Below are 13,594 nucleotides of genomic sequence, written 5' to 3'. Positions count from 1 at the left end.
TTTGTGATATCGCAATATTTGCCGAAGCAAATTGCAAGCAAGTGTAAGCGATTTGCGAAAGCACGACAAAACGATATAAAAATAATATGTTTCATTGCGCTGGCGCAGAGGCTGTCTTTTCACCTGCTGTCATACCACTTTGCTACGCCGCACCCATTCAAGCCAGTTCGATCCAGCCATCCTGATACCAGGTATATAAGGCATCCATCACGTCATCGGAAGCCTGGGCCACGGCAGCGCCATCGAGCGCGCGTTCGTTGGCCAGGGTTTCCAGGGCCGTTTTATCGGCCTTGCCAATGGCAAACGATTCGCCATTGATGAAGACATTCTTGCCACGATACAGCATCAGCGTCTTGCGCGACAACACGACGCCCTTTTTCTGTGCGGCGTCCGCGAAACGGCCCACCGTCAGCGGCTTGGACAGCGGCGTGAAAAACACATTGTGTTTCGGTTCCGACAGGTGTTCGCCCAGGAAAATGGTCACGTCTTCTTCCGTGAAGCGCACCTTGTTGATTTCTTCCGTGATGGTGCTGAGCATTTCACGGGGGATTTCCGCCGGCTTGCCCGACGCTTTCAAGTCGGGATCGCTGTAGATGCCCGGCAAGTCGATCGAGTCGGCCATGAATTGCAGGAAAGCTTCGCCCAGTTCCTGGAACGTGGGTGAGCGGAAGCCGATCGAATACGTCTGGCAATCGCCGATGGCCACGCCGTCGTGCGCGTAGTGGGGCGGCAGGTACAGCATGTCGCCCGGTTCCAGCGTGAATTCTTCGTTGGGCGTGAAGTTGCTGAGGATTTTCAGCGGCAAGCCGTCGATCAGGCTCAGGTCCTTCTGCGCGCCGATGCGCCAGTGGCGCTTGCCCTGGCCTTGCAGCAGGAACACGTCGTAGGAATCGAAATGCGGGCCCACGCCGCCGCCATCGGTGGCGAAGCTGACCATCAGGTCGTCCAGACGCGCGTCCGGCAGGAAACGGAACTGGCGCAGCAGGGCGTCGGCCTTGGCGCTGTGCAGATTGGCGCCCTGCACCAGCAGGGTCCATTCCTTCTGTTTCAGCGAGGGCAGGCTGGTCAACGGACCTTGCTGCATGTTCCAGTGGCCATCCACATGGCTGACCAGGCGCGATTCGACGTGGTCGAGGGTGGCCAGTTCGGCCAGGGCCTTGATATCGAACAGGGCCTTGAAGCCAGGCACGGCTTGACGGATCAACAAGGGCTTTTTATGCCAGTAGTCGCGCAGGAATTGCGCCGGCGTGATATCGCCGAGGAGAGTTAATTTTTTCATGCGCCCATTATAACAACCGGAAATGCAGGAATGCGCCTGTCGTTGGCGGCGTGAAGGTATAATTTGCCAGCTTATACAATGAAAGGAAGCATAATGAAGATTGCCAAAAATACGGTCGTGACTGTCAACTACAAACTGTCAGACGCGCAAGACAATCTGATCGAAGACGGCCGTCAGCCGATGGTCTACCTGCACGGTGATTATGAAAACACCCTGCCGAAGATCGAAGAAGAGCTCGATGGCAAGGAAGTTGGCTATTCCAACACGATCCAGATCGAACCGGATGATGCTTTCGGTGAATACGATCCAGCCCTGGTGAAGGTCGAGCCGCGCAATCGCCTGCCTGAGCCGCTGGAAGTGGGCATGCAGTTCGAAGGCATGCCGGAAAGCGATTCGCCGGACGAAGAAGCGATGATCTTCACGGTGACCGATATCGCTGACGACAAAGTCGTGCTGGACGGCAACCATCCACTGGCCGGCATCGCGCTGCGCTTCTCGCTGACCGTCGCTGACGTGCGCGAAGCCACCGACGAAGAAATCGCCCATGGCCACGTGCATGGCGCACACGGCCATGACCATGGCGATGAAGAAGAAGATGGTGACGAAGGCGATCATTTCCGCACCCACCCGATCCACTAATCTGGGGCGCCTGACCAAACCTACTGCGCGCAGCGGGGCGCGGCCGGCGATGCTCACCGTACTCTAGTACGGTTGCGCTTCTCGGCCACGCCGCGCAGCTGCTCGCTACGGTTTTGTCAGGCGCCGTGACGCTGGTGGATTGGATAGATAAAGGCTGGCTTTGCGTCGGCCTTTATCTATTGCGGCGCACGTTTATCTGCGCACAGTCGACGCCTTAACCCGCGCTTGCGCCGATGGCCGCGTGGCCCGTTGACGCACCTCAAAGAATGGCGTTTTGCTTGGCCGTACGGCGATGGCGGACCAGTCGTTGTCGATGCTGACGTGGCCCAGGTTGCCTTTCCAGCTGATTTTCGGCCCGCCAGCCCTGGCCGCGGCCTTTTTACTCTTGCCCTCCTTGCCGTCCTTGCCGTCCGCATCGCCAGCGTGCTGCGTATCGACCAATAACACCTTGCCGCTGAATTTCTTTGCCAGGGTACGGATCTGCTTGCGCGGTCCGGCAAAGCCATCCTGTTTCGAACTGAAGCTGGGCAGCAGTGAGTTGTCGTCTTCGTCCAGTACGCCCACATCGCCATCGGAAAACAGCACGATGCCGTCGAGTTTCTTGCGCTGTGCCATGGCGAACAGGCGCTGCAGCCAGGAGCGGTTAGCCACCAGGCGGTCTTCGAATTCGCTGTTGCGTCCCGCTTCTGGCAGGAAATGGTTGTTATTCGCGGGCAGGTTGACTGTCGCAAACAGCACGCCACCGTATTCCCAGTGGGCGTTTTCCGCATAGCTGCGGAACTTCGCCGTCGAGGACAGCCGCGACAGGGTCAGCTTGCGCTGGCCCAGGCTCTGGTCGTCGGAAAAATACACGTCGCGCAAGCGGTTCAGGCGCTCGATGGCGTTGACCCTGCCGCGCGAATTGCGGCAGTTGGCCCAGTCGCTGGCCGACAGCGAGACGATCAGCGGCGGCCCGCTGGCGTCCAGCACCTCCTTGCGCTGGCTGTACAGCTTGTCGCTGCAGGACTCGCTGGCGGCCTTGATGCCGGTAGCCACCACGAACGAAGCATTGAAGGCGCTGGTTTCCGCGATGGCCTTTTTTAACGGGCCATCGTCCGGCCCCGCGTTGAAGGAATGGCCCAGCACGGCAAACTCGAAGCCGGCCTGGTCGCTTGGTGCGGCCAGCGCCACTTGCCATGGCAGGCTGGCGGCCAGCAAGCCGACAGCCAGCAGGCGCAGACGTAGGCTAGCCATGCTGCGCCGGATGGTCATGCGGCGGCCAGCCGTTTCAACTGATACAACTGCTCCAGCGCGTCGCGCGGCGTGAGCGCATCGGGATCTAGGTCGGCGATGGCGTCGAGCAAGGCCTGCTGCGCCGCATTCAGCGCGGCCAGCGGCGCCGCTTCCTCTTCTTCCTCTTGCGCATACGGATCGGCGGAGGGCAGCGAGAACAGGTCGCGCTGCGGTGTGGCGTCCAGCGCCTGCGCTTCCAGGCGCGCCAGGTGCTTGCGCGCGGCCTTGATCACCGGTTGCGGCACGCCCGCCAGTTGCGCCACCTGCAAGCCATAGCTTTGCGAGGCGGGACCGGCTTGCACGGCGTGCAGGAAGACGATGCTGTCCTTGTGTTCGACGGCGGACAGATGCACGTTGGCGGCGCTCGGGTGGCTGTCCGGCAGTTGCGTCAGCTCAAAGTAGTGCGTGGCGAACAAGGTGAAGCTGCGGCTGCTGTCGATCAGATGGCGCGCGATGGCCCACGCCAGGGCCAGGCCGTCGAAGGTCGAGGTGCCGCGGCCCACTTCATCCATCAGCACCAGCGAATGCTCGGTGGCGCCGTTCAGGATGGCGGCCGATTCCGTCATTTCCACCATGAAGGTCGAGCGTCCGCCCGCCAGGTCGTCGGTGGCGCCGATGCGCGTGAAGATGCGGTCGATGGGGCCGATGGTGGCGGACGCGGCCGGCACGTAGCTGCCCACGTAAGCCAGCAGGGTGATGAGCGCCACCTGGCGCATGAAGGTCGATTTACCACCCATGTTCGGACCGGTAATCAAGAGCAGCCGGCGCTCGTTGACGAGGCGGCAATCGTTGGCGATGAAGCGTTCGATCTGATTTTCCACCACCGGGTGGCGGCCTTCGATGATGTTGATGCACGGCTCGTCGACCAGTTGCGGCGCGGCCCAGTTGTGCTGCTGCGCGTGTTCCGTCAGCGCGTTCAGGGTGTCGAGCTGGGCCAGGCCCTGCGAAATCGTCTGCAGGGTGCCGATGTGCGGCGCCAGTTCGGCCAGCAGCAGCTCGTACAGCAGCTTTTCGCGCACCAGGGCCTTGTCCTGCGCCGACAGGGCCTTGTCTTCGAATACTTTGAGTTCGGGCGTGATGTAGCGTTCGGCGTTTTTCAGGGTCTGGCGGCGGCGGTAGTCGTCCGGCACCTTGTCCGTCTGGCCGTGCGTGACTTCAATATAGAAGCCGTGCACCTTGTTGTATTCGACGCGCAGGTTGGCGATGCCCGTGCGTGCGCGTTCGCGCGTTTCCAGGTCGAGCAGGAACTGGCCCGCGTTTTCCGACAGCGCGCGCAGTTCATCGAGTTCGGCGTCAAAACCGGTGGCGAAGACGCCGCCGTCGCGCACCATGGCAGCCGGTTCCTGCGCCACGGCGCGCACCAGCAATTCCAGGCAGGCGGTTGGTGTCGCCAGGGCCGCGTGGATGGCGGCCAGCAAACCGCTTTCGCCGCCCTGGCCGCATTGTTCACCCCTATAACAACGCACAACGTCGCCGCGCAGGGCCGGCAGTTGCAGCAAGCCGTCGCGCAGGGCGGCCAGGTCGCGTGGACGCGCCGACAGCAGGGCGATGCGCGTGGTGATGCGTTCGATATCGGGCACTTGCGCCAGCGTGGCGGCCAAGGGCGCCGCCGCTTCGCTTTGCGCCAGCGCGGCGATGGCTTCATGGCGCGCGCGCGCCACGTTCTGGTCGCGCCGCGCATGGTGCAGCCAGTGGCGCAGCATGCGCGAACCCATGGCGGTGCGGCAATGATCCAGCAGGGAAAACAAGGTTGGCGATTCCTGGCCGCGGATGGTTTCCGTCAACTCCAGGTTGCGCCGCGTGGCCGCGTCCAGGCCGATGAATTCGCTTTCCGTTTCCGTCGTCAGGGAGCGCACGTGCTGCAAGCCGCGACCCTGCGTCGATTGCGCATAGCGCAGCAGGGCGCCGGCCGCGCCGAACGCGGCGCCGAGGCCATCGGCGCCAAAACCCGTCAGGGTCGCCACGCCCAGCTGGTCGAGCAGGGCCTTGTGGCCGCCGACCACGTCAAAATGCCAGTCCGGCACGCGGTTGATGTGCGTGCCCGCGTAGTCGTCGAACAGGTTGCCATTGTCGCCGCTCAAGATTTCGGCCGGCACGATGCGCTCCAGCTCCTGCTGCAAGCGCGCCGCCACGGTGCCGCTGTCGCCGGAAAACTCCATCAGTTTCAAGGCACCGCTGGCCAGCGACAGCCAGGCCAGGCCCGTGGTGACCGTCTTGCGCTGCGTGATGCTGCACATGGCCAGCAGCGGGCGCTCGGCCTTCTCTGGCAGCAAGTCCGCATCCGTCAGAGTGCCCGGCGTGACCACGCGCATGACCTTGCGTTCAACAGGCCCCTTGCTGGTGGCCGGATCGCCGATCTGTTCGCAAATGGCCACCGACTCGCCCAGCTTGACCAGCTTGGCCAGATAGCCATCGAGCGAATGAAACGGCACGCCGCACATTTTAATGGGGTTGCCGCTGGCTACGCCGCGCGCCGTCAGGGTAATGCCCAGCAGGCGCGAGGCTTTTTCCGCATCCTCGAAAAACAGCTCGTAGAAATCGCCCATGCGGTAGAAGACCAACATCGTCGGATGGTTTTCCTTGATGCCTAAATACTGCTGCATCATCGGTGTGAGCTTTTCAGCCGAATTTTTCTTTGCCGCGGCGGCGTTGATTTCTTTTGGGACGGTGGTCATGTGTTCTTTGTCGTTGGTCCGGCGGCAGGAAAACGCGTGCCTGCCGGGCTGTGGGTGGTGCTGTGTGCGTTCAAGGCTGCGCCAGGGGGCAGAGCTTGGGTTCAAGGCCGTCATTTTACCGCTTTCGGCAGGCGGGGCGGCGTATTGCGTGTGGATGGGGGGGGGGCTGCCGCGCCGACAGGCGGCACGGCGTGAATATATCTGTTTGAAGCGAAGGGCAGGAATCGCAATGTCAAACGATGACAAGGGCAGTCATTCCGTCATGGTCACAGGCATGGGCATTGATCCCCCTGTTTATAGATGACCGGAATTAATTTGGTCCGGTATCGCCACCGATGGAGCCCTCCGGTAACAGTCCGCCAGAGACTTCCTCGATTTCGTTGATGTTTAATTCTTGCATAGTTGTCACCTCATGATTAAGACTTGCGAAATTGCAAACCTAATCCATCGTAAAACAATTCTTGCTGCATGCCAAGAGTTAAGCGGCTGTCTGCGTTTCCTGCATCACATCCTGCACGATTTTTCCCTGCTGGAGCACCACCACCCTTTGCGCCATGGCGATGGTTTCCGGGCGGTGCGCGACGATCACGCGCGTGAGCTGGATTTTCCGGATCGCCGCGTTCACGGCCTGTTCGTTGTGCGTATCGAGGTGGCTGGTCGCTTCGTCGAGTACCAGCAGTTTCGGGTTTTTATACAAGGCGCGCGCCAGCAGGATGCGCTGTTTTTGCCCGCCGGACAGGCCGCTGCCGATGTCGCCCACCAGGGTGTTGAAGCCCATCGGCATGGCGGCGATTTCCCCATGCACGGCCGCCAGGTGCGCGCAGGCTTGCACCTGCTGGTAATTGGGGGAAGGGGCAAAGAAGCTGATGTTGTCGGCGATCGAGCCTGCAAACAGCGTATCTTCCTGCATGACCGTGCCCAGCAATTGCCGGTAGTTCGTCAAGCCAAGGCTGCCCAGCTTGATGCCGCCGATGAGGATTTCGCCTTCCGTCGGTTCCAGCAAGCCCAGCAGCAGCTTCATGAGGGTCGTCTTGCCGCAGCCGGACGGGCCCGTGACGGCGATGCACTGGCCAGCGGGAATGTGCAAATTGAGGCCGCTCAATACATTCGGTTCGCTGGCGGCGTAGCGGAAGGTGAGGTTGCGGATCTCGATCGATGGCGAGATATCGTCCATGTCGACCTCGACGTCGCTGCCGTCTTCTTCCGCGTCGGTCAGGACGATGTCAGCCACGCGCTCGCCATGCAGGCGCAGCATGCGCAGCTCGAACAATTTGTCGATCAGGCTGGCCATGCGCTGGCTGAACTGGTCCTTGTAGCTGATGAAGGCGAACAGCATGCCCACCGAAAATCGGTTGTCCAGCACGGCCAGCGCGGCCATCCAGATGACGATCACCCGTTCGGCGCTGAAGAGCAAAGTATTGGCCGTCTGATAGGACACCGATAGCTTGGCGATGCGCAGGTCGGCATTGAACTGGTCGGCCAGCGCGTTGGTCCAGTTGGCGCGGCGCTCCGCCGCACGATCAAAGAGACGGATGCTCTGGATGCCGCGCACGGATTCCAGGAAATGCGTCTGCTGTTTTGCCGCGTGGATGATCTGTTCGGCCGTCGCCTCGCGCATGGCCTTGAACAGGGCCCAGCGCAGCAAGACATACAGCAGCACGGCGATGCAGGCCACGCCCGCCAGCAGCGGGCTGTAGACCAGCATCATGCCCAGGGTGGCCAGCACCAGCACACCGTCGATGGCGCCTTCGACGAATTGCGTCGTCAGGCTGCGCTGCATGGTCTGGATGGAATTGAAGCGCGAGACGATGTCGCCCGTGTGGCGCTTCTCGAAATACGGCAGCGGTAGTTTCAATAAGTGAGCGAAGGCATTGCCCAGCCATTGCAAGTTCAGGTTAGTGGCCAGCACCGTGGTGATCCAGGAACGCACTGCGCCGATGGCCGTCTGCACCAGCACCAGCAGCAAAAAACCGCAGCCGAGCACGGTGATCAGGTCGCGGTCGGCGGCCAGCAGCGCCTCGTCGACCAGCCACTGCATGTAGAACGGCGCCACCAGCGCGCACACCTGCAAGGCCAGGCCCAGCACCAGCAATTGCAGCAAGCCGCGTTTCAAGCCCACCACGCGCCCCATCAGCGACAGCAGGGAAAACTGCTGCTTTTCCTCGGCCTTCTTGAACTCGGCGGTCGGCGTCAGCTCCAGCGCCACGCCCGTAAAGTGTTTCGCCACTTCCGCCAGCGGCAGGCGGCGCTCGCCCACGGCCGGGTCGTGAATCACGGCATGGTTGCCGGAGACGGACTTGAGCACGACAAAATGGTTCAAGTCCCAGTGCAGAATGGCGGGCAGCTTCAGCTCGGGCAAATGCTGCATGTCGAGTTTCAAGGGCCGCGTATGCAGGGCCAGGCCCTGTGCCATCGCCATCAGCCCTTTTAAAGTCACGCCTTTCAATGACACGGAAAAGCGCCGGCGCATGCTGGAAATATCGGTCTGATGGCCCCAGTAGCTGGCCACCATCGACAGACAGGCCAGGCCGCATTCGGCCGCTTCCGTTTGCAGCAGGACGGGCAGGCGCTTGCTGCGCCAGAAGGACATGTGGGTGAGATCAGGGAGGTGCATGAGTATTGTGGAAGATCAATATGGGGCTTACAGGCGCCCGGAAATGCTGAACAGGGGTTCGAGCACCCATTCATACAGGCGCCGCTGTTCCAGCAGCACGCTGGCGTCGACCAGCATGCCCGACTTCAGGGGCAGGGTTTCACCATACGCCTGCACGCTCTGGCGCTGCAAGGTCAAACGGATACGGTACAGGGGTTCGCCATTCGTGCCGCTGACGGCGCCCGGCACCGCCAGCTCTTCCGGCCGCAGTGAGGTGCTGGCCACTTCGCGCACCAGCGCCGGATACTGGCCGAATTTCTGGTATGGATAGGCCTGGTAGCGCAACAGCACCGTCATGCCCGGCTTAATGAAGCCGACCGAGCGCGATGGTGCATAGATTTCCGCCTCCAGCTGGGCGCCAGCCGGTAGCACGGAGGCAAGCACGCTGTTGGCGGCCACGGTCTGCCCCAGCTCGGTGGTGATGGCCGTGACCATGCCATCCTGCGCCGCGCGCACGAGGATTTCGCGGCGCGCCTCGTTTTCGGTGAGTTCCTGCTCGATCTCCGTTGCGTTGCGCTGCAAGTCTTGCGTATCGCGCTGCGCCTGCACCTGCAAGTCGCGCACATCCGCTTGCGTGGTGGCCAGGTCGCGCTGGTTGGCCGACTTGATGCGCTGCAATTCCCCCAGGCGCTGGTGCTGGTCCAGCAGCTCGGCCTGCTTGTCCTGCAGTTGGGCGGACGAGATGTAATGGGTGGCGTGCAGGTCGCTATAGCGTTTATAGGACTGCTCGGCCAGCGTGATGCGGCGCTGCTGCAGCACGATCTGGTCGCCCATGCGGGCGATCTCGGCCGCCAGGTCGCTGGCACGGCGCTGGCCGGCCGCCATGCGCTGGCGCGATTGCAGGCGCGACTGCTGCAATTCCGCGTCATAGCTGTCGCGCCGGCTTTTCAGTAAATCCGAGACGACTTGCTGGGGGGCACCCGCATTGGCGCTGCTGCGCTCGCCCGACAGCACGAACAGCACCTCGCCCGCGCGCACCGCCTGTCCCTCCTTGACGTGCACCCCGGCGATGACGCCCGCCTGGCCCGGCATGACGCGAATCACGCCGCTGGTCGGCAGCAGCACGCCCTGCGATTGCGCCTTGCGCGTGGTGCTGAAGAAGATGAAGAAAGCGACGATGGCCAGCGCAATGGCCAGGAACAGCCAGGTCAGGAACAGATGGCTGACGGGCCGCGCCAGCAATACGGTGCCGTATTGTTTATTGCCCAGATGCTCGATGGCTTGCTGGCGGAACAGGGGTTGGACGGGCGGTGCGGGGCTGGTGGCGGCAGCAGGGACGCTGGGTTGATCACGCAAGATGATGGACTTTTCAGGTAATGAGGGCTGTAATAACGTCAGCCGTGGTATTGGCAGGCTTGCAGTTCGCCAGCGCAGTTATCTGCCCGAGCATGGGACTGCAGAGCGTATGGCTTGGGCCTCAGCCTTACCAGCTGGTGTTGCCGCCAACAGAGCTTTCCGGCAGCAGGCCGCCTGCCACTGCGTCGATTTCGTTCCCGTTTAATTCTTGCATGGTCTACTCATTGGTAATATCATAAGATTTACGTTTTTAAAACAAAAACATCGTAAAGCAATTGTTGAAAAAAGCATAGATTTATTGTGGCAGGTGCCGGTGCAAGAGAGGCCTTCCAATCGCTGCTGCCGTAGATCGTCATGACTGCCAGGCGATAAAAACAGGAGCCACGCCGGTGAATGCCGGAGCGGCTCTGAATGGGGCGCAGCTTAAGGCCGCAAGGTACGGCCTTGCCGGTATTAATTTACCAGTTGATGTCCCCGCCGATCGAGCCTTCAGGCATGTTTCCGCCGGATACTACTTCGATTTCGTGTGTGTTTAATTCTTGCATGTTGTTTTCTCACTGACGAAGTTGCTTTTCATGTGGAGTGATGCGTATAACAAGTCGCTTGCATGCTGGATAATATCAGCTCCAATCCGACGATCCGCCAACTGAGGATTCTGGCATGTTTCCGCCGGAGATTACTTGGATTTCTTCAAAGTTTAATTCCTGCATATCTTCCTTTCCATTTCTTAGGTGAATTTGCGAAATTAAAACCTATATTTGTCGTAAGGCCGCATTTGTATGGGGCCAATATTAGGTAGACAGGTTTTTAGTTCGTGTCAGAGCTACCGCCCACTGAAGCTTCAGGATCAAACGAGAATACGCGTAACTCGGGCAACGCCTGCTCACCACGTAAAATGCGAACGGTCAGCACAAGTGATAATTCCCAGCGGCCTTTGGTATGGCCTACATCAAGTGTGTGTTTCCACTCTTGTCTGATGCGGCGCAGGTCTGGTAGCTCAGGGTCTTGCGGCAGCAGATGGGACTCGAAGTCCAGTTGTAGCGGATAGGTTGCACCGATTGCTTGTAGGAAAGGCGATGGTGGCGAGTAACGCGTGGGTACATCCGGACCGATTTGGGTTAGCTGAGGCAGGCTGATAAGGCAGCAATCGACGATCTGGAACGAGGTGAAGCCGCTTTTTTGGGAACCGCAGCAATTGGCTTCGAAGTAGACATGCTGACCTTGATGGAAGTGCACGCCTCCCATGTATTCGCCGTGGCGCGGGTCGGCGCTGCCGTCGCATGAGGTAAATGCATAGTCGAGCTGGTTGGTGGTTTGGTCTGCATCAAAATGTACAGATAATTTCATCCAAGGTTTTTCGTACGTCATTTTTTTTGATTTCTTTCTATATCGATAAGTAATTTTTGGTAGCGAACATCTCGCCGTAGTGCTAACAGATCGGGGGCCGATTCGACCAGATTTATAGGGTAGCCCCATTGGACCGCATGTATTAGAGCTGCCAGTGCTTCACTGCGTTTACCAATCAATTCATAAGTCAGTGCCGCCCTAAAGTGAATGTCAGGCAATTTTGGTGCCAAAGTTACGGCTTCTTTCACTTGAGTTAGCGCATCCTCTTTGGCTCCAGCATAGGCCGAGTACAAAGCCATGCGGGACTTGAGCGTTGGATCCTTCGGCGCCCGTTGTAACATGGTTTTAAGTAGGGTGATCGCACGTCGGTATGAGTCTCGCGACGATTCAGCTTGTAACGGAACCCAACGCTGGGCATCGGCGAGGTTTGCCCAAAGTAAGTAATGTCCCGGACTACCTTTATTTTCTGAAACGGCATTTTCAAATGCTTGTACAGCGCCCAGATAATTTCCCTTGTTAAACAAGGCATTACCTAAGTTGGTATAGAGTTCCCAGTCAGGATGTATTTGCAATCCCTGCTGTAATACTTGAAGTGCTTCATCTGCACGATCTAGACGTTCCAGCACAGCACTCAGCTGAGCATAGGCTCTGGCGGATTGCGGGTCCATTTGTATACTTTTTCGGAATAGCTGTTCGGCTTCCGCGTACTTGCCTTGTTTGTAATACATTGTCCCCAATAGAGAATTGAAGAGCCGATCCTTAGGATAGTGCGAAATTGCCTTTTCAATAACTTCCTTGGCTGCGTCAAATTTTTGAGCATAGACAAGCAAGCGTGCTTTGCCATATATCCCCAACGGGTTAGTGGGATCTAGGTTCAGTGCCGTCGTGACTTCTTGTAGAGCTTCAATTCGCTTGCCTTTGAATTCCAAGGCCCAAGCATGCGCCACATGAGACATCGCTAGTTGATCGTCTGCTTCTAACGCTTGTTTTGCAGTAACCTCTGCACGCTGTAGCCAAGTATCGTCACGATCTCCACTGATATAACGCAAGCTATAGGCAATAGATAAGCCCGCAGCGGCGGCCGCACTGCCGGGATTATGTGTGAGCACAGTGCTGAAATGCTCAATCGCCTGCGCCTGGCTCGTATCGCGATCAAACACCCGCAACGCCTCCATCCCCGCCGCCATGCTGGCCATTTCCGAATACGGCACAGGCGCCTTTTCGCCCGTGATGAACGATTTGACGACAGGCACCATATTCGGCAACTGCCATCCCGCCAGCACCGCCAGCAGCGCGACGCCCGCGCCCCATTTCAGGGTGCGCTTGCGTGGCAGGGGAAGGCGGATGGAAACGGCGGCGGGCGGTTCTTCTTCCGTAGTCTTGTTCTCAGCCAGGGGCGTGGCCAAGGTGAGCGGTTCGCCGCGCTGCGCCCCTAGCGCCTCGCGCACGTCACGCATGGTGCGTGGCCGTTCGGCCGGGTCGTGCGCCGTCATCGCGCGCACGAGGGCGTTGATGGTGGGCGGCACCGTTTCGGGCAGGTCCGGCCAGGCTTCCGTCGCCTGCATGTGGGCGGCGGCAAGGGCCAGGCCGTGCAGGTGGGCGAAGTGGCGCTGGCCGGCCAGCATTTCGTACAGCATGGCGCCCAGCGCGTAGACGTCGCCGCGCGTGTCGGGCAGGCGGCCCATCAGGCGCTCGGGCGCCATGTAGGCGATGGTGCCCTGCAAGTCGCACAGGGTGGTCGTTTGCGTCGCTTGCGGGTCGATGTGGCGCGCCAGACCGAAGTCGAGGATGCGCACCTTGCCATCTGCTTCCAGCATCAGGTTCGACGGTTTCAGGTCGCCATGCACGAGGTCCATCGCGTGCGCTTCGTCCATGGCGTCGGCGATCTGGTAGGCGATGTCGAGTGCCGCCTGCAGGTCAGCCTTGCCGCTGTGCATGAATTGCCCCAGCGTCTGGCCTTCGACCAGTTCCATGACGATGGACTGGCCCGTGCCCTGGCCCTCGATGGCGAAGATGCGCACGAAGGCGGCATGGCGCAGCGAGGCGGCCAGGCGCGCTTCATTGATGAGTTTTTCCGGATGCAGCACGTCGGCTTGCGGTTTCAGCCGCTTCAGAGCCACGCTTCGGCACAGCTTGGCATCCCAGGCTTCGAATACATGGCCGAAACCGCCTTCGCCCAGCAAGCGGCGCACTTCATAGTGCCCGCTGATCGTGTCGTCTTGCAGTGGGGTCTGACGCAGGGAGTCGAGCAGTTCCATATACCTTGGCTTCAGAGTGCATCAGCGTGGACGTCAAGCATCGAAAAGGGTCAATGCGATGCTTGAGTGCCCAAGATGATTGATTTTGAGTAACTCCCTGATTTAAAACGATTGTTTCGAATAAGTCAATTAATATTGGCAAAGAGTGAACGAAAATTGCTGTGCCAGCGCCGGG

The 13,594-nt window shown here is 59.9% G+C and carries 8 protein-coding genes; 1 reads left to right on the top strand and 7 read right to left on the bottom strand.

Annotated features, from left to right (window positions below; all coding sequences use genetic code 11):
- Positions 1 to 157 precede the first annotated feature (157 nt).
- Positions 158 to 1,279 (bottom strand): cupin domain-containing protein, encoded by a 1,122-nt coding sequence (locus C8C92_RS21980; protein ID WP_099762772.1) that lies wholly within the window; start codon positions 1,277 to 1,279, stop codon positions 158 to 160.
- Positions 1,280 to 1,372: 93 nt separating this feature from the next.
- On the opposite strand from C8C92_RS21980, the gene C8C92_RS21975 reads away from it, so the two are divergent.
- Complete coding sequence (locus tag C8C92_RS21975) at positions 1,373 to 1,918, top strand: peptidylprolyl isomerase (RefSeq protein ID WP_116745240.1); 546 nt, start codon at positions 1,373 to 1,375, stop codon at positions 1,916 to 1,918.
- 192 nt (positions 1,919 to 2,110) lie between these two features.
- Here the strand turns inward: C8C92_RS21975 and C8C92_RS21970 are convergent, their stop codons facing one another.
- The 6 genes from C8C92_RS21970 to C8C92_RS21945 all read right to left on the bottom strand — a co-directional run bounded on the left by C8C92_RS21970 (position 2,111) and on the right by C8C92_RS21945 (position 13,419).
- On the bottom strand, positions 2,111 to 3,151 hold the full coding sequence (locus C8C92_RS21970) for a hypothetical protein (protein ID WP_243420325.1): 1,041 nt from the start codon (positions 3,149 to 3,151) through the stop codon (positions 2,111 to 2,113).
- A gap of 14 nt (positions 3,152 to 3,165) precedes the next feature.
- Positions 3,166 to 5,865, bottom strand: a complete 2,700-nt coding sequence (mutS, locus tag C8C92_RS21965; RefSeq protein ID WP_116745238.1) for a DNA mismatch repair protein MutS — start codon at positions 5,863 to 5,865, stop codon at positions 3,166 to 3,168.
- A gap of 478 nt (positions 5,866 to 6,343) precedes the next feature.
- Positions 6,344 to 8,479, bottom strand: a complete 2,136-nt coding sequence (locus tag C8C92_RS21960; RefSeq protein WP_116745237.1) for a peptidase domain-containing ABC transporter — start codon at positions 8,477 to 8,479, stop codon at positions 6,344 to 6,346.
- A 27-nt stretch (positions 8,480 to 8,506) separates the two neighbouring features.
- On the bottom strand, positions 8,507 to 9,814 hold the full coding sequence (locus C8C92_RS21955; protein ID WP_116745236.1) for an HlyD family efflux transporter periplasmic adaptor subunit: 1,308 nt from the start codon (positions 9,812 to 9,814) through the stop codon (positions 8,507 to 8,509).
- Positions 9,815 to 10,621: 807 nt separating this feature from the next.
- Complete coding sequence (locus C8C92_RS21950; protein ID WP_116745235.1) at positions 10,622 to 11,182, bottom strand: hypothetical protein; 561 nt, start codon at positions 11,180 to 11,182, stop codon at positions 10,622 to 10,624.
- A complete protein-coding gene (locus tag C8C92_RS21945; protein ID WP_116745234.1) occupies positions 11,179 to 13,419 on the bottom strand; it encodes a serine/threonine-protein kinase in 2,241 nt (746 codons plus the stop codon). Before C8C92_RS21945 ends, C8C92_RS21950 begins: the two co-directional genes overlap by 4 nt.
- Positions 13,420 to 13,594 lie beyond the last annotated feature (175 nt).

This window comes from Janthinobacterium sp. 78, assembly GCF_003096775.1.
GTDB classification, from domain to species: domain Bacteria; phylum Pseudomonadota; class Gammaproteobacteria; order Burkholderiales; family Burkholderiaceae_D; genus Janthinobacterium; species Janthinobacterium tructae.
This window is presented reverse-complemented; position numbering and strand designations above follow the sequence as displayed.